Below are 21347 nucleotides of genomic sequence, written 5' to 3'. Positions count from 1 at the left end.
AAAAAGTCTTTACCTTAGGCAAATTTTTATGAAAAATCCCATCAAGCTACTTATGAAACGTGGCATGAAACGTGGCACGACCCGAACCGTCGTTGTGCTCTTTACGGTGCTTGGGGTACTTGGGTTTTTTATGCCAATTCAGCCAGTGGGTGCAGCTGCACTGACCGGGATGAAGGACACCATGTCCCGTTTGGAGAAGAGTGTAGCTGGGACGCATGCTTTTTCCTTTACTACCGCAACGAACCTCACTGCCACGCAGACAATTACTATCGCATTCGACACAGCGGCTGATTCCTTTACTCTCGATGGTACTATTGCAAGTACGGATTTTTCGGCTGCTTCGGGTTTGACCATTGTTGCAAACATTGGTGCATGTGCTGGTGCAACAGATGAGGTGTACCCATCCGTTGACGCGAGTGCCCCAGGAGAAAGTTACACGTTAACTGTCTGCACTGGCGATACGGTTCCTGCTGGTGCTATCGCCTTTACCATCGACAATAACGAGATTACCAATCCCAGCTCAGCAGCGGTCTACAAAATTGACATCACCACCACGTCAGACAGCGGTTCTTTTGCAGTTGCCATTCTGGATGATGATACAGTGAATGTTACCGCCACGGTTGACCCATCCGTCACCTTCTCCATTTCGGACGTGGCCATTGGGTTTGGGGTTTTGGATGCCACGCAAGAGTGTTGGGCGAATGGTACACCACCTGCGGCCTGCGATACTACACCAGAGGCTGCGCATACCTTCCAATTAGGGACAAATGCCACAGACGGTGTTGCCCTGACGTACACCGGTGCCACACTGACGAGCGGTGGCGACACAATTTCCGTAGCAACCATTGCTGGTGATGCGGATGGCACCCCAGGCTCCGAGCAGTTTGCAATAGGCTTTGACGATAACGCTGCTACCTTCACCTTTGCTGATACCGCAGCCTACGATGAGTCCGCGAATAACTTCAAGTTCGTTGCTGGCACTACCACGGCTATCCTGTCCATTGCCGGACCTACAGCAGCTGCGACCATCGACGCGCACTACATTGCGAATATTTCGGCGGCCACAGAAGCCGGCAGCTACTCCACAGCGATTACCTATATCGCAACCGGCACTTTCTAACTGACTTTTCGACGTTTACCGCTCTTCGCCTGAAGCCTCGATTATTGACGCTTCAGGCGAGTTGTATGATGGAGTAGTGAGTGGGCAGGAAAAGTGGTATACTATGAGGGCAGTTTTTGACTAAATAAACGCATGGAAAGAGCAAAGAAAATTTCATTTTTGGTTCGAGGTTTCCTGGTTGTTACCCTTGGTTTTGTTGGTGTGCTTACGAGCATCACTACAGCCCAAGCGTTGACGATTAGCCCGCCTTCCATTGAGTTCACCGCCCAGCCTGGGAATCAGGCTGACTTTGTGGTGAAACTCTACAATGAAACTGACCAAAAGCAGGTGCTGTACATCAACACCACCACGTTTACTTCAGGTCCCGAAGCTGGAATACCGGTGTATGACTTTGCAGCACCGAAGGAAGACATTGCTACCTGGGTGAAACTGGATCCCGCGCCAATCGTCCTGGAACCTCAGGGTCGCCAAGCAGTCTTGGTAACCGTTGATGTCCCCGCGAATGCTGGGCCGGGTGGTCACTACGGTGTGGTTGCTTTTTCCACCACGCCGCCAACCGCGGAAGGCAACGCGAAGCCCCAAGTGGCTGTTGCGCAGGGGATTGGCACCCTCCTATTCGTTAAAGTTGAGGGTGATGTGCAGGAGAGCGCGGTAATTACCAGCTTTTCTGTTGCCAAGGATACATTCACTCAGTTACCAATTGAATTCACCACGGTGTACCAGAATACGGGGAATATTCACCTCAAGCCAGTAGGGAATGTAACCATCACCAACACTTTGAAGAAGCAGTCCGCCCTTTTGGCTTTCAACGAACCCAAAGGCGCAACGTTGCCCAAATCCTCCCGAACGTACAAGACGACCTGGCAAACCGGACAGAACGAAGATCTGTACGGCAATGGATGGAACCGCTTCTGGACTGCATTCCGTAATGAACGGAAGAACTTTGCCCTTGGGAAGTACACCGCAACGCTGTCTGTTGGAACGGGGCAAGCCACGTCAGAACTGGCAACCACAGTGCCCGCGGCGGGTGTGCAAAGCTCAGCTGCAATAAGCTTCTGGGTACTCCCTTGGCATGTCTTGGTGGTGTACGGAGTTGGGTTGCTGGTCGTGCTCTTCCTGCTGATTTTTGCAATCCTGAAGTACAATGCTTGGATTCGCCGACGCGCGTCAACCAAGACGCCGCCGACGGGAGAATAAGCAGAACGAATACATGCGCCCTGTGGTGCGAACTCTTGGCCGATCACTCCTAGTGATGATTCTTGTTTTTCCTTTGCTTGTCCTGCCAGCCAATGCTGACATTACGGTTTCCGTTTCAGCAACTGTGCCCAGTATTGCACCACCGGAACCAACGGCAACGTCTGTCATCCTCAAAGGTATTGCCTACCCAGGGTCGACGGTGACGATTTTGCAAAATGGGGTTACTGCAGTGCAAGTGCCCGCTGACCCGCAAGCACGCTTTGACGTGACCATTGGTGGGTTAACCGCAGGAACGTACACATTTGGGGTCTTCAGCGTGGACCAAGATGGCCGAGACGGACCAACCTCGAATTTTACTTTGACCTTGGCAACCGGAACTTCCGTGACCATTACCGGGATATTCTTGGGACCCACCATTGCCGCGGATAAAACCGAAGTGCGCTTGGGAGATACCATCACGGTTTTTGGAACAACGAGCCCCAGCAGCACGGTGCAGATTTACGTGAGTTCAGAAACCGAAACTTCCTCGCAGGTATCAGCTTCAACCGCAGGTGCTTGGTCAAAGCAGTTCCAAGCTTCTGATTTGCAGATTGGTTCGCACAGTGTCCGGTCCAAAGCCACTGATCCAGACGGGTCAGTTTCCGAATTCAGCCGCTCCGTGGCTTTCCAGGTAGCGACTACGGAACTCTGCGCGGGTAAGACGAAAGGGGATATTAACTGTGATGGGAAAGTGGACTTGGTAGACTTCAGTATTTTGCTGTTCTACTGGAATAAGCGGAATCCAGCAAATGCCAGGGCAGATATTAACCAGGATGGCACGGTGAACATCATTGACTTCAGCGTCATGCTCTACTTCTGGACGGGAACGAAATAGCTATGCGCACACATATCATGCGAATTGGCGTTGTGCTCTGGAGCGCGGTCCTGCTGTGCAGTGTGCCCAATCTTGCACATGCAGCAACTCTGACTGTTCAAACCGCTAATCCGCAGGTTGGGCAAGACCAAACCTTCATTGTTGAAGTGCGCGTTGATAGCGAAAGAGAGGTGATCAATGCTGTGCAGGCGCGGTTGACGTACGATCCTCATGCTCTGGAAATAGTTGGCCTGGAGAAAGCTGGTTCTGTGCTTTCGCTCTGGCCAGAAGAGCCAAAGAGCGATCCAGCAACCGGAGTGATTACCTTTGCCGGTGGGATTCCGAATGGGAGTTACGTTATTGACGGCCGGGTACTGCAGGTCATTTTCCGGGCCAAGAAACTTGGCACTACCCAACTAAGCATTGATGGCGGAACAGCTGGGGTGTACCTGAATGACGGTCTGGGAACGAAAGCTGCCCTCCGTTTGCGCTCGCTCTACGTCGATGTTGTCGTGACTGCAGATACCCTGGGCATTACTTCACCATCGCATCCCAATGAGCATCAGTGGTATGCCATCAGCACCGTGCGCATGCAGTGGCAAGCGGCCAAGGAGACACCGTACGCGTTTCTGCTCACCACCGACCGCAACGCAGTGCCCGATGTGCAGCAAGCCCGGTTCGTAGGTGAGACTACATTTCCCAGTCAGGCAGACGGTGCGTACTACTTTACCATCCAAGAAAAGCTACCTAATGATACGTGGGGTGCATTGGTTCGGCGGCGGGTACTCATTGACACCACTCAGCCAGAGCCCTTTACCCCGCAGTTGAGGCGAGACGTCATTCCAGGCAAACTCGCTTTGGTTTTCCAAGCTGAGGATCGTACATCTGGGATAGAGCGATACGAAGTGCAGGAAGGGGATGGAGCATTTCAACCAGCAGCAAGCCCCTACCAGGTGAGCGATGTCCATCAACGGTTTACACTGACCGTCCGTGCGTACGATCAAGCTGGGAACGTGCGGGTGGCGTTCATTCCTGCTGCTTCCGCAGCTGGCGTGCCGCAGTGGGTGTGGATTGGCGGTGGCGCAGTCATTGCCCTCACTCTTCTTGGAGCAGCCTGGTGGGTGCAAAGGAAGAAGCGGTAAAACTGGAGCAGACGCGCTATACTACTGGGTATGGAGGTACGAAAAAGCACAATCCGTAAAGCGAGTATCATTGCGTTCTTCGCCCTGACGCTGTACTTTCTTCCAAACTCCATGCACGCCGCAGATGGGGCGAGTTTGCTTTTCTCACCCGCAACCGGCGCATTTACCGTTGGGAGCACCTTCAACGTCTCCGTTTTGGTGAACACGGGTGGAAAATCCGTAAATGCGGTGCGGGCGGACATTACCTTTCCGGCCTCGCGCTTGCAAGTGGTGAACCCATCAGCCGGCACGTCCTTCGTTTCCATTTGGGTAAGCCAGCCAACCTACTCCAACACCGCGGGCACAATTTCCTTCCAAGGTGGTTTGCCAAATCCGGGCATCAAAACTGATGCCGGGGTAATGAGTACCATTACCTTCCGGGTGACTGCACCTGGGACGGCCAAGCTCGTTTTCACCAGCGCTTCGCAAGTGCTGGCGAATGATGGCCAAGGCACGAATATTCTTAACTCTCGTGGGGATGCAAATTTTACGCTGAACTTGGCTGCACCAGAAGGCCCAGTGCTTTCCTCGCCTTCCCACCCCGACCAGAATACGTGGTACCAAAACCGAACCGTGGAGTACAACTGGGATGAAGTCCCAAATGCCGTGGGGTACAGTTACGTCTTTGATCAAAACCCGCGTACCACGCCACCCGAACGCCAAGATGCCACGCCCGCACGCAGCACCTCGGTCACCGCTGACCGAGATGGTCGGTGGTACTTCCACCTGCGCGCAAAAGTAACCAGCTGGGGCGGCACCAGCCACGGTGCTGTGCTCATTGATGGGACGCCGCCAGCTGCCTTTACCCCCACGGTTGACCCCCCCACGCCAGAACCAGGCAAGCGACCCGAGCTGAAGTTCCTGACCACCGATGCCATGTCTGGCATTGATCACTACGAAATGCAGCTCCTGGCCTTGGATGATCCAAACCAAGCAACCCCATTCTTCACCGAAGTGGTGAGCCCAGTTCGTCTCCCAGAGCTGACTGCCGGTCGGTACCAAGTGTTGGTGCGGGCGTTTGACCAAGCGGGAAATTCCACGGATGGGAAGTTGGATTTCACAGTTGCGGCTGCGCAGAGCGGATCCATTATTGGTCGCACACCTTTGCTGCAGAATACCCTCTTCACCAACGTAGCACTTATTATTGCCGGGCTCCTGGTGCTGGTTCTTGCAACCTGGCTGGTCATTCGCTGGCGCCGGCGGGCAGGTGACGTGATCCATGATATCCATAAATTGGAACAGGAGACGTTACGCAAGGAATCAGAATTGGTCCGTACCATTCAGGCGGCGCACTCTCTGGAGGCGTCCATTGAGCAGCAGTTTTCTCATCAACAAGAGGCCCAGGAGTTGCAGCGGAGCCTGCAATCCAGAGTTGGGACTGCATCAGCGCAGCAACCTCCGCAAACCCCTGAGCAACCAGCTGATTTTCTCCATCCGCCTGCGTCGTCGAATGACGACTTTGGACGGACAAGTCCACCAACTGGGCAGCAGTAGGTATATGCACAAACGCTTTTTCGCCAGCATTGCAGTGACGGTTCTGTGCTTTGGCTTCGGGCTGCCGCAGGGTGCGCACGCTGGCGCAACTTTGGGCGTGTCCCCAAGTACGTCCAGCATGACTGTTGGGGCAACCAAAACCGTCACGCTGTACGTGAACAGTGGCGGCGTAGCAATTAACGCTAGCCAAGGCACGCTCAGTTTCCCCGCAGATAAACTGCAGGTAACCAGCGTGGCAAAAGCCAGCACCTTCAAGTACTGGACAGTGGAACCCACCTACTCCAACTCCAACGGCACAGTGAGCTTTGCTGGCGGGGTACCGAGCCCAGGATATTCTGGGAGTAGTGGCGGTATTATCAGCGTCACCTTCCGAGCCAAAGCCGTTGGTACTGCAGCGTTACGCTTCACCTCTGGGCTTGTGCTGGCTAATGATGGGGAAGGGACAAACGTGCTTACGGGGTATGGTTCAGGAACCATTGCTATTGCCAAAGCCGTAGCCGTCACGCCAATCGAACCAGAGCCTGAGCCAGTTGCCTCCCCACAATCACCCGTCATTTCGTCACCCAGCCACCCCAAGCAGAGCAGCTGGTATGCCAAGGCAGATGCGGAGATCAAGTGGACCACACCAGCCGGGGTGACAGGCGTGTCGTACATTCTGGATCAGAAAGCCACAACCACGCCAGATGATGCTTTGGAAGCGAACACCGGCTCCCGGACTTTTGTGGATATCCCCGATGGCATGTGGTACGTGCACGTCCGTGGTCGTACTGCATCAGGTTGGGTGCCAACCACGCACTTCCGCGTGCAGGTGGATACCACGTCCCCAAATGACTTTGCTCCACAGGTGACGCGAGAAGGCGGGAATGCAAATCCCAGCCCAACCATTTCCTTTAGCGCCACAGATGCTACCAGTGGCATTGCGGAGTACGCCTTTACCTTAGATAGCGGGAAACCGGTGACTGCCACCAGCCCAGTGAAGCTGGAGCGTTTACCCGCAGGACTCCACCAGTTTACGATTCGCGCTATAGACAAGGCCGGTAATAGCCGCGATGCGATTGGGCAAATTATGGTGGAAGGGAGTCCGGCGCCGCGCATCACCTCGGTGCCACGTTCCGTTACACTCTTTGGTGAAATTCCAGTGGAAGGCTTGGCCGTGGATGGCGACACAGTGGTGCTATACGTGGATAGTAAAGAAGTGGGCAGGTTTGTGGCCAAGGATGCGCAAATCCAGCCGGTCCCTGGCGTGGCGGTACCCGAAGGTTTGGTTATGTGGCGCTACACGCTTCGGCCAATGCTGTCTCCAGGTGGGCATGAGCTGACGGCAATTGCCATTAACCGCTACGAGGTGAGCAGCGCCCCTTCAACGGCAGTGCGCTTCAGCACCATTGGCTCATCCGTGCAGTTCTTTGGGCTGGTCTTACCCTCGGTGATGCTCATTTTCTGCTTGCTGGCGATTATTTTCATTCTCATTGTTCTGCTCATCATCCTGTACGAGCGGTACCGACACTGGCGCCGGCAGCAGGACTTTGACCTGGATAGGGCCGAAGCTGAAATTGACGAAGAAATTGAGAAACTGCAAGGGAGTTTGGATCGGGATATCAGCGGTGCCATCCGCACGGCTTTGACAGAGAAGTCCATTCAGGCTGCAGCGCATGATCAAGTGAAGCGCGACCTGGTGCAAACTCGGCAACGGATTGACGCGCTCTTGGCGCATGCAGCGCTGCAAGCCGCAGTGAAGAAAAAAAAGCGGAGAAAGTAGAGAGGAGAGCTGCCTGCCCGCCGAAGCTTCTGAGCGGAGGAGGGCAGAGCTCTAAAAGCCATAGAGCAATAAAGCTGTAGAGGTCTATTCTCTGTCATTGCGAGGAGTCAACGACGTGGCAATCTTGCGCTAACACGGAACCAAGTAATCTGGTCGTTCTTTTTTACGTACTTAGTTTTTATAGCAAGGTCTTCTTGGTTAGGGTTACCCCTCCGCCCCTCCCCTTGGAAAGGGGAGGACGGGTTTTGGTGAAGAGAAAAGTCATCTTTTTTGTCATTACCTCTCCCATTCGTATTTTCGTAGCATCTTTTCGTAATTTCCCGCCACTTTCTGCTTCTGAGGAAAAGGAAGGCGGGATCCCGCCTCAGTGGCGGGACGTAACTAGGTTGACGAAAAGGGTTTTTTCCGCTATACTAGTAGTACGAAAGTAAAAATAAACCCCAAAAATCATGTTCCACACTCGGACACCCGAAAAGAGTATTCGCATCTCTGTCATCTGGCTAGCCGTATTGGCGGTGACAGCAGGGTTTTTGGCTGCGCACTTTGGGCCAAAGTCCTCAGCTGCAGTTGTGCAGACTGATCGGACGGTGAGCGCGCTGGTGAAGTAGATTGTCCATCGTTATCTGGGTTTCGCCGCCGCATGGCGGCGTTTTGCTGTACCCTTGTGCCAGTATGCAACCCCTGCTATAGTATTCAGGACAAGAGGAAGCACTATCGTGCCCCTATTTGCATTTGCAACAACTCCTATGACTTCGGAACTCCCAAAGCACGTCCCCACCTCCAAGGCCGCGAAAACCAGCTTCCTGCAGCAGGTTCGGCAGCGACTCATGAAGGAGTATGATGCTGTCACCAAGCGACTTTCCACGCTCATGGATAAAGGGAAATCCATGTGGGAAGAGTATGGGAATAAGGATGAGGAGAATGCTGCTGAAGTATCAGAATTTCAGGATACACTTTCCATGGAAAAGAATTTGGAGAAGTCGAAGGCTGACTTGGAAGCCGCGTTGCAGCAAGTGGATGCCGGAACGTATGGAAAATGCCACACCTGTGGTAAGGCTATTGAATCCGAGCGTCTGAAACTAGCCCCAGCAGCGACGCTCTGCACCAGCTGCGTGCTGAAGGCGCGCGAGCAGAAGTAGCATATGGCACGACAGGGGATAGGGGTATCTGCCGGGGTTCTCCTGGGGTTCTTTGTGCTTGACCGGGTTTCGCGGTACGTGGCTTTCACGCATCCGCCAACAACCTTGGTGCCCGGAGTGCTTCGGAGCGTACCAACGCAAAACGCGGGAATTGCCTTTGGCATTCCCGTGCCTTCGCCATTGCTCTGGGTTGGTATTGCGTTCCTGGTTGGCTTGGTGAGCTGGTTTGGGTATCAGGCCTACCGGCGCCATGACCAGGTGAGTGCAGTTGCAGCTGCAACCGTGGTGCTTGCCGCGTTCAGCAATGTGCTGGACCGGCTGCAGTTTGGGTACGTTCGGGATTTCCTCGCTTTATCTTTTTGGCCAACGGTTGGCAACCTAGCAGACTGGTTGCTCACCGTAGCCGCGTGCGTTTTGCTCTTTCGGGTGCTTCGTCCTGCACGCCCTCCGGGGTAGTGCCATAATTGCAGGTTGGTGGTACGTGAGACTGCCACAAATCTGCCCAATGTATGCCAGCAATGATTTTGTCCGCAACAAGCGTGGGTGTCGAAGGGCACCTGGTTCGGGTTGAGGGTGACCGGAATCCCGGTTTACCAAAGTTCCTGGTGGTTGGTTTACCAGATACTGCCGTGCAAGAATCGCGAGAGCGGGTGCGCTCCGCAATCCGCGCGGCTGGATTTTTCTTTCCCCGTGGCCACATTACCGTCAATTTAGCGCCGGCGGATTTGCGCAAAGCTGGTCCGGGTTTTGACTTACCCATTGCCCTAGCCTTACTGGTCCAGACCAAGCAGCTGGACCCGGCGGTGTGCGCAGAGAAAGTATTTGCCGGGGAGCTGGGGTTGGATGGAACCCTGCGGCCAATCCGGGGTGCGCTGCTCATTGCCCGTGCAGCGCGTACAGAGCAAGCCAAGCTGTGCGTGGTGCCAAAGCACAATGGCCCCGAAGCTGCCCTGGTGGATGGTATCCAGGTTGTGGCCCCGCAGACGTTGCACCAGCTCATTCAGTATTTACGTGGTGAGATAACCATTGCCCCACCCACTCCCATTCCGCCTGCGCATCACCTGCCCACAGACCAGGATTTTGCTTTGGTTCGGGGGCAAGCCCAGGCCAAACGCGCTTTGGAAATTGCGGCAGCGGGCGGGCACAATGTGCTGCTCGTTGGCCCACCGGGTTCTGGGAAAACCATGCTCGCCCGCTGTTTACCCACAATTCTCCCCCCGCTAACGGAGCCTGAGGCTCTGGAGGTGACAGCAATCCACAGCGTGGGCGGCGTGCTCCCAGCTGATACGCCGTTGCAACTGCGCCGGCCCTTTCGCACGCCGCACCATACTACTTCCACAGTCGCTCTCGTTGGTGGCGGTTCCTTACCCAAGCCGGGTGAAGTCTCGCTGGCGCACCACGGGGTGCTGTACTTAGACGAACTGCCAGAGTTTCCTCGGCAAGCCTTGGAAGCTTTGCGTCAGCCCCTGGAAGACGGCGTCGTGACTGTTGCCCGAGCTGCCCAAAGCCTGCAGTTTCCTGCACGCTGCACGCTCGTCGCCAGCCAGAATCCATGTCCGTGCGGGTTCCGGGGTGATAGCCAGCGCCAGTGCGTGTGCAGCTCACGGCAGTTGCTGCAGTACGAACGAAAAGTCTCTGGCCCGTTGCTGGATCGGATTGATTTGCACATACACGTCCCCCGCCAGACTTTTTCCACCCTCCGGATTGACGGCGTGCGGAGTGAGGACTCTGCTTCTATTGCGCAACGGGTGGCGAAGGCCCGCAAGCTGCAGCAAACGCGGTTTGCGTCCGTGGGCTTGTGTACCAATGCGCAAATGCAGCAGGCGCAAGTGGCGGCATACTGCCAGGTGGACGCAGTCAGCCACACGCTGCTGCAGCAAGCCGTGGATAGTTTGCACCTTTCCGCGCGTGGGTATGTCCGGGTGCTCAAAGTCGCGCGGACAATTGCTGACCTTGCGGCAAGCGAGAGTATCCAGATGCAGCATGTTGCTGAAGCGCTGCAGTACCGGAGCCAGCCGGTGTTTGGGTGAAGAAGCTGTACAGCCATAAGCCGTAAGGCCGTAAGCTAAGATAGGAAAATCCCAGAGCGGCTTTTCCAAGCCGCGGTGGTTGATTTCTTACAGACCAGAGACTGTTTGCATCTGTCCTCCCCTTTCTAAGGGGAGGTTAGGAGGGGTAACCTTTACCGGTTCAAAGTCGGTGCCACATGAGCCAGACTTTATCAACATCAAACCAATTTTGTAATTTTCCCCATTCGTAATTCGTATTTTCGTATCCCTTTTTTCGTAGTTCGTAACTATATTCGTATTTGACGAAAAGGGTTTTTTGTGCTAAAATATATTCAGAAATCAAAACTATCCAGAATATTCTATGCGGGCAGAAGATCTCCTGACCTTGGAGCGTGAAGAACGACGGAAGCGCCTCCAGTGGTCAGTTGTCATCCGCTACTTAGTTATCACCATTGTCACCCTCCTTTCCTGGGTTGGGTCGCAATTTGGCGCGAGCTTTTTCTTACCCGGCATTCTCTTTGCGGTGGCAATGGCCTTGGGCGTCAACCTGGCATTTAGCTACCTCTACAGTTTGAAGAACATTCATCTGGGCTGGGCGTACGCAGGCGTGCTGGTAGACATGCTCATCATCACCACTATCGTGCACTTTACCGGCGGCATCACCAGCGTCTTCCTTCCGCTGTACTTGCTGCAGATTGTGGGCACCAATGTCCACTTTTCCAAACTTGCTGGACCGCTGAACTTTTTGGTTGGCACCATATCTTTCGTTGGTCTGTACCTCCTGGAGCGGCAAGGGTGGCTACTGCACTATACGCCATTTGATGTTGCGCCAGATTTGCATACCAATGTGGCGTACGTCGCCGCAACCGGCATTACCTTGGTCACGCTCATGGCCGTCTCAACCTACCGGTCTGGGTACGTGGTACGGAGTTTGCAGAAATTAGAAACTGAATTGGCAAAGGCAAACGAAGATTTGGTCAAAGCGAACCGCGCATATCAGCTTTCGAACCAGCGCTTGAAAGATTTGGATCGGATGAAAACGGAGTTCATTTCCGTGGCCAGCCACCAGCTCCGGACGCCGCTCTCCGGCATCAAGTGGGCTTTGAAAATGCTCATGGACCATGATGCAGGGCCAATAACCGAAAATCAAGCCGATCTGCTGAAGAAGAGTTACCAGAGCAATGAGCGGATGATTGCGCTTATTAATGATTTGCTGGATGTCTCGCGCATTGAAGAAGGCCGCTTCACCTATGTCTTCCGGGAACAGGAGCTGACGCCATTGGTCGTTGAATTGGTTGATGAAATGCGTCACTTGGCACAGCCCAAGCAAGTTTCGATTGTGTATGAAGATGCCGCCAAACATTTGCCATTAGTCAATTTGGATGCACAGAAGTTCCGGTTAGCATTGCAAAACCTCATTGATAATGCGGTGAAGTACACGCCGGCAACCGGAACCGTGATTATTCGGACGTACGAGGATCGGGGAAGTGTGGTTACTAGCATCCAAGACACGGGCGTGGGCATTCCAGCGGAGCAGCAGAACCATGTGTTCACTAAGTTCTTCCGGGGGGACAATGTCATGCGCATGCAAACCGAAGGCACTGGGCTTGGACTCTTCATTGCTCGGAGTGTCGTCCAGCAGCACAAAGGTCGGATCTGGTTTGAAAGCCATGAAGGACGAGGCACCACGTTCTACATCCTCTTGCCCGCCACGCGCCCTGCGGTTGCGGATCAGCAAGACCACTTCACTCACTTCGTGCAAAGTTACTAAGCTATGTCCCTCCCCATTTCCCCAACCATCGACGCGCTCAACTGTTTGCTTAGTCTCTACCTGGGCATTCGGCTTTGGCGGGCAGCAAAGCTGAACCCCGAAAGTCAATCACTACGGTGGTTTGCCTACACGTACGGCTTTCTCACCTTAGCGTTTGCAGCACTTACCCTGCCCAGATTTTTGGATAAGCAGAACGAAGATTTGCTCATCACCTCGTTCACCTTTGGCAATGCATGCTTCCTGGTTGCGGCGGCATTTTTTAGCCAAGTCATATTTTCCTTTACGCTCATGCGGTACCGAAAGCCAGTGTTCGTTGTGGCCATGGTGCTGGTTGGCATAACCATTCTCGCGTCCATTCTCCAGCCGGGCATGCCGTTCCATGATGTGCAGACTGGCATTACGCGCTGGAACGCGCCGCCAGTGGCAGGGGCAATTTCTGGAGCTTTTCTCATTGTCGTTTTACTTTCCAGCAGCGTACTCTTCTTCCGTCGAGCGGTGCAGGCAAATACGTATGTAGTGCGGGTGCGTTCGTTGACCATTGGCTTTGGGAGTATATTGCTTTTGGCCACTGCGGTCATTTTTTACGCTGCCACCACAGAAGTCTTGGCAGTGGTAGGGGATGGAGCGTCCATTGCCGCGCTCCTGACGGTCTTCTTTGGCGCTGTGTACCACCGGCCTACGGGTGTATCCAGCCACCCGCCAGCCATGTCATAATACATAGCACATATGTCCCATCGCATTGCCATCATTGAAGATGAAGACGTTCTCCGGGAACTCCTGGAAGAGAAGTTCAAACTGGAGGGGTATGACGTCATAACCGCTGCTGACGGCGAGGCGGGTTTGGCGCTGATTCGAAACGCAAAACCCGAGGTTGTCCTCCTGGATATTGTGATGCCCAAGCGGAATGGGTACGACGTCTTGAAGGCACTCAAAGCCGATCCAAGCCCAATGCCAAAGGTCATTATCATCTCGAATTCCGGACAGCCAGTGGAAATTGATAAAGCTATTGGTTTTGGTGCCCGGGACTTCATTGTGAAAGCGCAAATTGAACCAGCAGATGTGGTACTGAAGGTGCAGAAACTTCTCGCTGAGGAGAGTTCACCTGTTCTCGCTGATACAAAAAGTCATCCCGTCACCCCTCGTACGTCCCCAATTCCAGAGGGTATTCGATTGCTCCTGGTAGAAGATGATCAATTCCTCCGCGACCTCATGCACACAAAGCTTAGTCGTGAGAATTTTTCCGTCACCGTTGCAGTTGACGGGAACCAGGGGTTGCAGCACATACAAGCAGAGCGACCAGATATTGTCCTGCTCGATGTGATACTGCCGGGCATTGACGGTTTCCGCGTTTTAGAAATGGTACGGAAAGACCATGATCCGTTGATTGCGAAAACGCCAATTATTCTCCTTTCCAACCTGGGACAAGACTCTGACGTTGCAAAAGGAAAAGAACTTGGCGCTACGGATTACTTAATTAAGTCAAATCTCACAATTGATGAGATCATTGCGAAGGTTCGGACGGTGCTGGGGAAGTCGTAAAGCTAAGAAAATAAACAAATACCAGAGCGACCTTTCTAAGCCGTTGTGTTTGTCTCATCCTTCTTACCAGTAAGGGTTACCACCCCTAACCCCTCCTATTCACTGGATGGAGGTTTTGGGTTTGGTCGCTGGATGGAGATAGAGAGGAATGTGACCATATACTTCTGCCCATCCCACGCCCCCACCTTCCAACCATACTCGCCGCTACACCGAAACCTTCTAACCCTGCTTACAGGTAGCTCAGCGGGTTTCGCTTGGCGCCGTTCACGATCACCTCAAAGTGCAGGTGCGTGCCGGTAGACCGGCCGGTGCTCCCGACCATAGCAATACTCTGTCCGCGCCGCACAGACTGCCCGGGTTTCACAAAAATTTTACTCGCATGGCCGTACAGCGTTTCCCGGCCACCACCATGGTTAATAATAATGTGGAAGCCGTACCCGTAGCGGGCGTAAATGACGGATTCCACAACCCCGCTGTCCGCGGCGTAAATGGGGGAACTGTAATCACCATCAATGTCTAAGCCGGTGTGACGGAATTTGAAGTACTGGTTGATGCGGTGGCCAGCAGTTGGCCATTGCATACGTTTGCCAGAGACACGGGCAGCGGGTGGTACCTTGATAATCGCCAAGGTTCGCTGTGGGCTGGCTGTACTGGTTGTGGGTTGGGGCGTGGGAGCAACTTCAAGAGAGCCGCCTGGAACCAGAATTTCTTCACCTTCATTCAGTGCGTCTGCGCTAGCTAAACGGTTGAAGCTCAGAATTTTTTCTTCATCCGTTTTGTACTTTTTAGCAATACTGGCAACGGTATCACCCTTCTTCACGGTGTGTGCAACGCCGTCAACTGGGAGAATGGTCAATTTCTGGCCAGGTTTAATGAAGTCATTTTCACCCAATTGATTCGCGCTCAGGACTGTAGACGTACTCAAATTGAACTGCGCGGCAATGGAGCTCACGGTGTCCCCACCTTCCACAATGTAGTATCGAATAGCTTCATCGGCTTCGCCTTCACCGGTGCCGCCAATCCCCAAGGCAAGTTGCTGCTCACCAGATGAGGCAGACTCGGCTTTGGCTGCCGGACGCGCGCTTTGTTCGGTGGTTGGGGTGAGTGCGGCTACCGTTTCTTTCTCTTTCACATTCCCGCTTGCCACCGGCCCTTCCACCACCTCAGTCTCTTCGCTCAGCGTATCGTGGAAAAGGCTCCCAAACACGCTTTTTCGGCCAAAATTGACAGAATCTGAAGCTTTCGCCTGCACATTGTTAATTGCAATGAAGACTGCAACCAAAGCAATGGCAGCGGCAACCGTATTCCGATGGAGCACGAAGAAGAGCCAACGGCTTTTCGCCGGCGCAATGACTCGGTTGAACTTGGTGCGCCCAATGCGGTAGTACCGGTATGCTGGGAGCATGGCAAAGGCGTAGATTCCTTTTCCCAACCAGCGAATTGGCCAGGTGACCAGCAAGATCACCGCACCAATGCCACGCGCAATGCGAAGCAAGCCGCCAAGCGCACTCAGGAGCGTGCGAATACTCAATTGGATGAGACGAGTACTAATAGGGGGAATGAAAAAAATGTGATACCTCCACTTGTGTGCTCTCTCTATACAAAAATCTCTACGAGCGTAGAGATTCTTCAGAGACCCTAGACTAGCAAGCAGGGAGTCCTCTGTCAAGCGTAAAGACAGTATTTTGGCTTAGATTAGCCAAAAAGTAGCTTGCTGCTCCGATTTTCACATGCTACTATGTCCCTGTATGTCATTTTCTCCTTACGATCACCAAGTAATTGAAAAAAAGTGGCAAGCTGCCTGGCTCACGGCAAAAGTTTTTGCTGCACACGATGCATCGAAGGTAGAGAAGCACTACGTCTTGGACATGTTCCCCTACCCGTCAGCCCAAGGGCTGCACGTTGGCCACCCGGAAGGGTACACTGCCTCAGATATTCTCAGCCGGTACCTCCGCATGCAAGGGATGGACGTTCTTCACCCCATGGGGTTTGATTCATTTGGTTTACCCGCAGAGAATTACGCTATCAAGACCGGCACCCACCCAGCCAAGACTACAGCCGAGAACATTGCCAACATGCGGCGGCAGATCCAGTCCCTGGGCTTTTCCTATGATTGGGACCGGGAAGTCATTACCTCTGACCCCAGCTACTACAAGTGGACCCAGTGGATTTTCCTGAAATTGTTTGAAAAAGGCCTGGCCTACGAGGCTGAGGCGCCGATTAACTGGTGTCCGAAAGACAAGACCGGCTTAGCCAATGAAGAGGTGGTTGGGGGCAAGTGTGACCGCTGCGGCACGCCGGTGGAGAAGAAGCGCATCCGGCAGTGGCTTGTGAAGATCACGGACGAGCGGTACATCGAACGGTTACTCAATGACTTGGACCATCTTGACTGGCCAGAATCAATCAAGCAACTGCAACGGAATTGGATTGGGAAGAGTGAAGGAGCTGAGGTGCGGTTTGCTGTAGAGATGCAGAATGTAGAAAGTAGAACTGAGAAAGGAGAAGGAAAAACGAAGAATGTAGAATTGCAGATTCCCAAAGTTATCACGGTGTTTACTACACGCCCGGACACATTGTTTGGTGCAACATACGTTGTACTTGCGCCCGAGCATGTATTGGTGAAAGAAATTACGACTGACAAGCATCGTATTGAGATTGAGCAATATGTTGCAAAGGCGCAGCAGAAAACGGATTTAGACCGTACCGATTTGTCGAAAGAAAAAACTGGCGTATTCACCGGTGCCTACGCAATCAACCCCGTGAACCAGGAAAAAATTCCAGTCTGGGTAGCAGACTACGTGCTGGCTACGTACGGCACGGGGGCAATTATGGCCGTGCCTGCGCATGATGAACGGGATTTTGGGTTTGCGGAAAAATATCAATTACCGAAAATACAAGTAATTGAACCCACAACAGCCCAAGATTGCTGGTATTTTAAGTATCACAATCCCAAGTATTTACCTAATGAACAAAGTGCACTATTAGAACAGAGAATAAGAGGGGAAATATATTTTGATAACGAAAGCAAAGATGCTGTGCCAAAATATTTTTCTTTTACGGGCGAGGGTACTATGCTTCGGGAAGCTACTCCTCAAACACCCGTTCCGACAAATCCGTTGGAAGCCGTAGTCAGCCCAGGTGCAAATGGTCACTTTGGTAATGATTTGCAGCGCGTTGGATATGACGGGCCGTACGAAGGTTTGACTTCGCAGGAGTTTCGAAAAGTTATCACTGGCTGGTTAGTGAAGACCGGGATTGGGAAAGCCAAAGTCCAGTACAAACTCCGCGACTGGGTCTTCAGCCGTCAGCGCTACTGGGGCGAGCCCATTCCTATGGTGCACTGTGCGAAGTGCGGGATTGTTCCGGTCCCAGAAAAGCAGCTCCCAGTGTTGCTACCGGATGTGAAAAAGTACGAACCCACGGGTACGGGTGAATCACCCTTAGCTGGAATAACGGACTGGGTGAATACAAAATGTCCGAACTGCGGCGGAGCGGCCAAGCGGGAAACCAACACCATGCCACAGTGGGCAGGGTCGAACTGGTACTTCCTCCGGTACTGCGATCCAAAGAATGACAAAGTCTTTGCCGATCCAGAAAAGTTGAAAGCCTGGCTACCGGTAGATGTGTACGTGGGCGGGGCTGAGCACGCCGTGCTGCACTTGCTCTACGCGCGATTCATTTATAAAGTTTTGTTCGACATTAGCGCAATCCCTAAAGAGTGTGGAGACGAACCGTTTGTGAAGTTAAAAAATCAAGGCCTGATTTTGGGTGAGGATGGGGTGAAAATGAGCAAATCCCGTGGGAATGTGATTAACCCAGATGATGTGATTAAAGAGTACGGCGCGGACGCTGTGCGCATGTACGAAATGTTCATGGGTCCATTTGAAGATGCCAAGCCCTGGAGCACGCAGGGGATTCGGGGCATCACGCGGTTTTTGGAAAAGGTGTGGGCGCTTCATCAACATGTCAGTCAGACAGCATCGCACTCATTACTGCCAACAACGCATGGGTTCCTGGATAGTTTTTCTCGTGGCATTGAGCGGTTTGCCTTCAACACCTGCGTGAGTGATGCGATGAAGTGGGTGAATGCCATGACCGCACTTCAAGAAGTCCCCCGCCAAGACTTCGTCGCGTTCCTAAAAGTGTTGTCCACTTTCGCTCCGCATATCGCTGAAGAACTTTGGCACGAACTTGGTCATGAGACGTTCATTTGCCAGGAGACATGGCCAAAGTTTGATCCAGCGTTAGCCGTGCAGGATACCTTTACTCTCCCCGTGCAGATCAACAGCAAGGTACGGGTGAAGTTGGATGTGGCGACGCAAGCAACGGAAGTGGAAGTTCGCACACTGGTTCTGGCTAATGAGACTGTGCAGAAATGGCTGGCTGGTAAAGAACCCAAGCAGTTCCGCTACGTGGCAGGGAAGATTGTGAGTATTGTAGTGTGAGGGGGAACAGTAAGCCATAGGCCGTAAGCTAAGAAAACGTAAAAACACCTAGAGCGGTTTTTCTCTTGTCCGCCTATGGCGGGAAGCCGCGATGCTAGTTTCATTCTCCTTCTTGGTAAGGGTTACCTCCCCTAGGGCGCTGCGCCTATTTCGAGTGCGAAGCAGTCGGGCAGGGTTTGTAAACTGAAGTTCAAAATATGCTCTGGTTCGTCTTTGCACTGGTTCCAACCTTAAGTGATGCGCTGGCAAATATTTTGGACGGCCGTTTATCCAACGGGTACTTCCGTAAACCATTTGTTCAGCTTTTCTACGCGGAGGTAGTAGGAATTATTTTTTTACCGTTGCTTTTTTTGTACCGTTTGCCGCAGAGTATAGATCTCCCAACGGCAGCGTGGTTTTTCTGCATCACGCTTTTGGATATTCTGTGTTTGCTTTTTTACCTTCGGGCTTTGCAGCATACAGACACTTCCATTGTCGCATCGCTCTTTTCCATTGGAAAAATTTTTGTACCGATTCTCGCCTTTTTCTTCATTGGCGAACGATTAAGCCCGTTCCAGTATCTGGCCTTTATAATTATCATCACCTGCGCTTCCTTGCTGACCACAAATCATGCTGGCGGGAAGTTCGTGGTGAATAGGGCACTCTTCCTTATGATTGTGTCATCACTTGCACACTCGGTAAGTGCAATCATCTACAAGCATGTACTGGAACATCTGGATTGGGTAACGGCACTGACGTACTTCATGCTCTTTTCATTTGGCATCATGATGATCTTGGGTGCGTTGCAGTGGCGGGCAGTTCGGGAACACTGGCAGTCGTTCCTTGGCACTCGCAAGATCTTCTTTGCAAATAGCGCGCTCGCATTCGGCAGTGGGATCGGGAGTGTGCTCGCATACTCCCTGGCGCCGGTGACGCTCGTAAAAGCCGTCTTTTCCATTCAACCAATTTTCGTGCTCGGCTACACCCTGCTGCTTCGAAAACGTTTCCCCGGTGCATTCCGGGAGCAGTTTGATAGGAAGAATATCACGAAGAAGTTGTTACTCTTTGCCGTCATAATGCTCATGCTCATCTTGATTGCTGAGTAAGGGGAGGCCTATTCAGTTTTTTGGGTCGTTCATGAGTCTTTGGAGGGTAGCGTAGTCTTGACATTATCCTCTTCCTGGTATACGGTGCTAGGTCAGTTTTGAAAACAAAAAAACCATTTTCCAAGGAGGGAAAGGTGGATCCAATCCAAGTGCTCATTGGTGCGGGTATCAGCAGTTTTTTTACCGTAGCAGTACTGAGAAAGCTGCGGGGAAAAAACAACCCTGATTCTGGGCTTGGGTATCCCATCAACCTGGTGGTCGAGAGAAGCTGCGAGGTATGGGCATACCCTTCTGCAGCAGCTCGTGAGCGTGCACTTCCAAGAAATGTCACTCTCCCGCGGGGTACATACCCGTTGACTGAATTGGAAGATCCTAGTGGACTACCCGGCAATTGGTTAGTGACAAAGTACCAAGGCCAATTGTATGGCCGACAGGGAGATTCATGGCGGGACGCGGCAGTCGAGTCGGATACAGGGTACCACTTTACCCTACCAAGATAATGTCGACCGTTCCATAGGATGGAGCGGTCTTTTTTTACGTGCCAGAAGCACGGGAAATCTGCTACAGTATGAGCATGACGCCGATAACGACGCTCACCTATAATTACGACTTTGCCAAACGCCTGTACCGAGGGAATCCAGCAGCGTTTGACGAAGCCTGGCAGGGATTGATTGGCATGGGCGAGGCGTTTGAGCTGGTGTTTGACCAAGCAATTGCCCCAGTCTTGCAAGTTATTCCAGAAGTGACGGGGTTCTCCTGGCAAGACGTTCATGCGGTGCTGCCGGTGTACCTGGTGACTGACGGGGAAAACCTTTTTGCTCCCCTGTGCTTGGTGGCGACCAGCGATGTGGAGCTCATGCTGCACGATCTCATCTGGCTCCTGGTTCGGGTGAATCTGGCCACAGGATTTCCCAACCCAGAGGAGCGAGACCGGACCCTGCAGGCCATCACGGCGGCGGTTGCGGAACGGGCAGGTCTGGCCCTGCCTGATGCCCTGGCCACAGCTGAACTTCGTCTGCGGGAGAAGCATGGGATTGAGTACACGCCCTCCGCATGGGATCTCACTGCTCGCACTGCCCGTTCCTACCTCGGTATAGATAATTAACGTATGCTCATCCTCACTACCCGACGAACTCGGCCAGACCCCGCAGTGATCAAGCAGGCGTTGGCTGTGCTCATGGCTGGCGGGGTGGTGGCGTATCCAACCGATACGGCGTACGGTTTGGCCGTGGATGCCACCAATGAGGAAGCAATTGGGAAGTTGTTCATCATGAAGCATCGGCCGCAGAAGCCGCTGCCCGTCTTGGTGAGTGGCGCGCGGATGGCTGCGCAGTACGCGACCATTGATGCTGTTGCGAAGCCATTTTTGAAGCAGTACTGGCCCGGCGCGGTTACCTTCATTTTGCCGTCCAAGAAAGTGCTGCCCATTGCGCTCACGCTGCACTTCACCGGCGTTGGACTGCGGCATGCAGATCAGCCTGTTGCTCAAGCGTTGGTGCGTGGTCTGAACAAGCCCATCACCAGCACCAGCGCCAACATTTCTGGAAAAGGGGTGTTCTACAGTGGCCAGGAAGTTGCTCGGCACTTTGAGCAGCAACCCATGCAGCCCGACCTCATCATTGATGTAGGTGATATCCCTGAAGAACCACCATCCACGATTGTTGACCTCACTAGTCAGCCACCGAAGGTCTTTCGGCAAGGGTCGGTGCAGGTGACCATTGGTGGGAAAGCAAAAAGCCGCAAACGTTAATCCAC

Annotated in this window: 18 protein-coding genes; 17 read left to right on the top strand and 1 reads right to left on the bottom strand. The window is 53.1% G+C overall.

The window, feature by feature from the left end:
* The first annotated feature begins 28 nt into the window (after nt 1-28).
* The 13 genes from WCV85_05800 to WCV85_05740 all read left to right on the top strand — a co-directional run bounded on the left by WCV85_05800 (nt 29) and on the right by WCV85_05740 (nt 14062).
* Nucleotides 29-1120, top strand: a complete 1092-nt coding sequence (locus tag WCV85_05800; protein MFA6474360.1) for a hypothetical protein — start codon at nt 29-31, stop codon at nt 1118-1120.
* Between the two features lie 132 nt (nt 1121-1252).
* Nucleotides 1253-2317 (top strand): hypothetical protein, encoded by a 1065-nt coding sequence (locus WCV85_05795; GenBank protein ID MFA6474359.1) that lies wholly within the window; start codon nt 1253-1255, stop codon nt 2315-2317.
* A gap of 13 nt (nt 2318-2330) precedes the next feature.
* Nucleotides 2331-3191, top strand: coding sequence for a dockerin type I repeat-containing protein (locus WCV85_05790; protein MFA6474358.1), 861 nt, complete (start codon nt 2331-2333; stop codon nt 3189-3191).
* Between the two features lie 17 nt (nt 3192-3208).
* Nucleotides 3209-4312, top strand: coding sequence for a cohesin domain-containing protein (locus WCV85_05785; GenBank protein MFA6474357.1), 1104 nt, complete (start codon nt 3209-3211; stop codon nt 4310-4312).
* Nucleotides 4313-4342: 30 nt separating this feature from the next.
* Complete coding sequence (locus tag WCV85_05780) at nt 4343-5845, top strand: cohesin domain-containing protein (GenBank protein ID MFA6474356.1); 1503 nt, start codon at nt 4343-4345, stop codon at nt 5843-5845.
* Between the two features lie 4 nt (nt 5846-5849).
* On the top strand, nt 5850-7604 hold the full coding sequence (locus tag WCV85_05775) for a cohesin domain-containing protein (GenBank protein MFA6474355.1): 1755 nt from the start codon (nt 5850-5852) through the stop codon (nt 7602-7604).
* 449 nt (nt 7605-8053) lie between these two features.
* Nucleotides 8054-8212, top strand: a complete 159-nt coding sequence (locus tag WCV85_05770) for a hypothetical protein (protein MFA6474354.1) — start codon at nt 8054-8056, stop codon at nt 8210-8212.
* Between the two features lie 138 nt (nt 8213-8350).
* Nucleotides 8351-8743 (top strand): TraR/DksA C4-type zinc finger protein, encoded by a 393-nt coding sequence (locus WCV85_05765; protein MFA6474353.1) that lies wholly within the window; start codon nt 8351-8353, stop codon nt 8741-8743.
* Between the two features lie 3 nt (nt 8744-8746).
* The gene (locus tag WCV85_05760; GenBank protein ID MFA6474352.1) at nt 8747-9199 is read left to right on the top strand and encodes a signal peptidase II; all 453 of its coding nucleotides are present in this window, start codon (nt 8747-8749) and stop codon (nt 9197-9199) included.
* Nucleotides 9200-9252: 53 nt separating this feature from the next.
* Nucleotides 9253-10773, top strand: a complete 1521-nt coding sequence (locus tag WCV85_05755; GenBank protein MFA6474351.1) for a YifB family Mg chelatase-like AAA ATPase — start codon at nt 9253-9255, stop codon at nt 10771-10773.
* A 340-nt stretch (nt 10774-11113) separates the two neighbouring features.
* Nucleotides 11114-12523, top strand: coding sequence for a HAMP domain-containing sensor histidine kinase (locus WCV85_05750; GenBank protein MFA6474350.1), 1410 nt, complete (start codon nt 11114-11116; stop codon nt 12521-12523).
* Nucleotides 12524-12526: 3 nt separating this feature from the next.
* Nucleotides 12527-13237, top strand: a complete 711-nt coding sequence (locus WCV85_05745; protein MFA6474349.1) for a hypothetical protein — start codon at nt 12527-12529, stop codon at nt 13235-13237.
* 12 nt (nt 13238-13249) lie between these two features.
* Nucleotides 13250-14062 (top strand): response regulator, encoded by an 813-nt coding sequence (locus WCV85_05740; protein ID MFA6474348.1) that lies wholly within the window; start codon nt 13250-13252, stop codon nt 14060-14062.
* A 229-nt stretch (nt 14063-14291) separates the two neighbouring features.
* On the opposite strand, the gene WCV85_05735 is transcribed toward WCV85_05740, so the two are convergent.
* Nucleotides 14292-15593 carry a M23 family metallopeptidase gene (locus WCV85_05735; protein ID MFA6474347.1) on the bottom strand — a complete coding sequence of 434 codons (1302 nt, stop codon included), beginning with the start codon at nt 15591-15593 and terminating at the stop codon, nt 14292-14294.
* 217 nt (nt 15594-15810) lie between these two features.
* Between WCV85_05735 and leuS the strand changes: the two genes are divergently transcribed.
* The 4 genes from leuS (at nt 15811) to WCV85_05715 (ending at nt 21342) form a co-directional block, all read left to right on the top strand.
* Nucleotides 15811-18507 carry a leucine--tRNA ligase gene (leuS, locus tag WCV85_05730; protein MFA6474346.1) on the top strand — a complete coding sequence of 899 codons (2697 nt, stop codon included), beginning with the start codon at nt 15811-15813 and terminating at the stop codon, nt 18505-18507.
* Between the two features lie 197 nt (nt 18508-18704).
* On the top strand, nt 18705-19592 hold the full coding sequence (locus WCV85_05725) for an EamA family transporter (GenBank protein MFA6474345.1): 888 nt from the start codon (nt 18705-18707) through the stop codon (nt 19590-19592).
* Nucleotides 19593-20166: 574 nt separating this feature from the next.
* The gene (locus tag WCV85_05720) at nt 20167-20697 is read left to right on the top strand and encodes a hypothetical protein (protein MFA6474344.1); all 531 of its coding nucleotides are present in this window, start codon (nt 20167-20169) and stop codon (nt 20695-20697) included.
* Between the two features lie 3 nt (nt 20698-20700).
* Complete coding sequence (locus tag WCV85_05715; protein MFA6474343.1) at nt 20701-21342, top strand: L-threonylcarbamoyladenylate synthase; 642 nt, start codon at nt 20701-20703, stop codon at nt 21340-21342.
* Nucleotides 21343-21347 lie beyond the last annotated feature (5 nt).

The organism is Patescibacteria group bacterium, assembly GCA_041665345.1.
GTDB lineage: Bacteria > Patescibacteriota > Patescibacteriia > PEXW01 > PEXW01 > JBAYJA01.
This window is presented reverse-complemented; position numbering and strand designations above follow the sequence as displayed.

Coding starts and splice junctions, on each gene's coding strand:
- WCV85_05800 (MFA6474360.1), top strand. CDS start 29: ATGAAAAATCCCATCAAGCTACTTATGAAACGTGGCATGAAACGTGGC.
- WCV85_05795 (MFA6474359.1), top strand. CDS start 1,253: ATGGAAAGAGCAAAGAAAATTTCATTTTTGGTTCGAGGTTTCCTGGTT.
- WCV85_05790 (MFA6474358.1), top strand. CDS start 2,331: ATGCGCCCTGTGGTGCGAACTCTTGGCCGATCACTCCTAGTGATGATT.
- WCV85_05785 (MFA6474357.1), top strand. CDS start 3,209: ATGCGAATTGGCGTTGTGCTCTGGAGCGCGGTCCTGCTGTGCAGTGTG.
- WCV85_05780 (MFA6474356.1), top strand. CDS start 4,343: ATGGAGGTACGAAAAAGCACAATCCGTAAAGCGAGTATCATTGCGTTC.
- WCV85_05775 (MFA6474355.1), top strand. CDS start 5,850: ATGCACAAACGCTTTTTCGCCAGCATTGCAGTGACGGTTCTGTGCTTT.
- WCV85_05770 (MFA6474354.1), top strand. CDS start 8,054: ATGTTCCACACTCGGACACCCGAAAAGAGTATTCGCATCTCTGTCATC.
- WCV85_05765 (MFA6474353.1), top strand. CDS start 8,351: ATGACTTCGGAACTCCCAAAGCACGTCCCCACCTCCAAGGCCGCGAAA.
- WCV85_05760 (MFA6474352.1), top strand. CDS start 8,747: ATGGCACGACAGGGGATAGGGGTATCTGCCGGGGTTCTCCTGGGGTTC.
- WCV85_05755 (MFA6474351.1), top strand. CDS start 9,253: ATGCCAGCAATGATTTTGTCCGCAACAAGCGTGGGTGTCGAAGGGCAC.
- WCV85_05750 (MFA6474350.1), top strand. CDS start 11,114: ATGCGGGCAGAAGATCTCCTGACCTTGGAGCGTGAAGAACGACGGAAG.
- WCV85_05745 (MFA6474349.1), top strand. CDS start 12,527: ATGTCCCTCCCCATTTCCCCAACCATCGACGCGCTCAACTGTTTGCTT.
- WCV85_05740 (MFA6474348.1), top strand. CDS start 13,250: ATGTCCCATCGCATTGCCATCATTGAAGATGAAGACGTTCTCCGGGAA.
- leuS (MFA6474346.1), top strand. CDS start 15,811: ATGTCATTTTCTCCTTACGATCACCAAGTAATTGAAAAAAAGTGGCAA.
- WCV85_05725 (MFA6474345.1), top strand. CDS start 18,705: ATGCTCTGGTTCGTCTTTGCACTGGTTCCAACCTTAAGTGATGCGCTG.
- WCV85_05720 (MFA6474344.1), top strand. CDS start 20,167: ATGACGCCGATAACGACGCTCACCTATAATTACGACTTTGCCAAACGC.
- WCV85_05715 (MFA6474343.1), top strand. CDS start 20,701: ATGCTCATCCTCACTACCCGACGAACTCGGCCAGACCCCGCAGTGATC.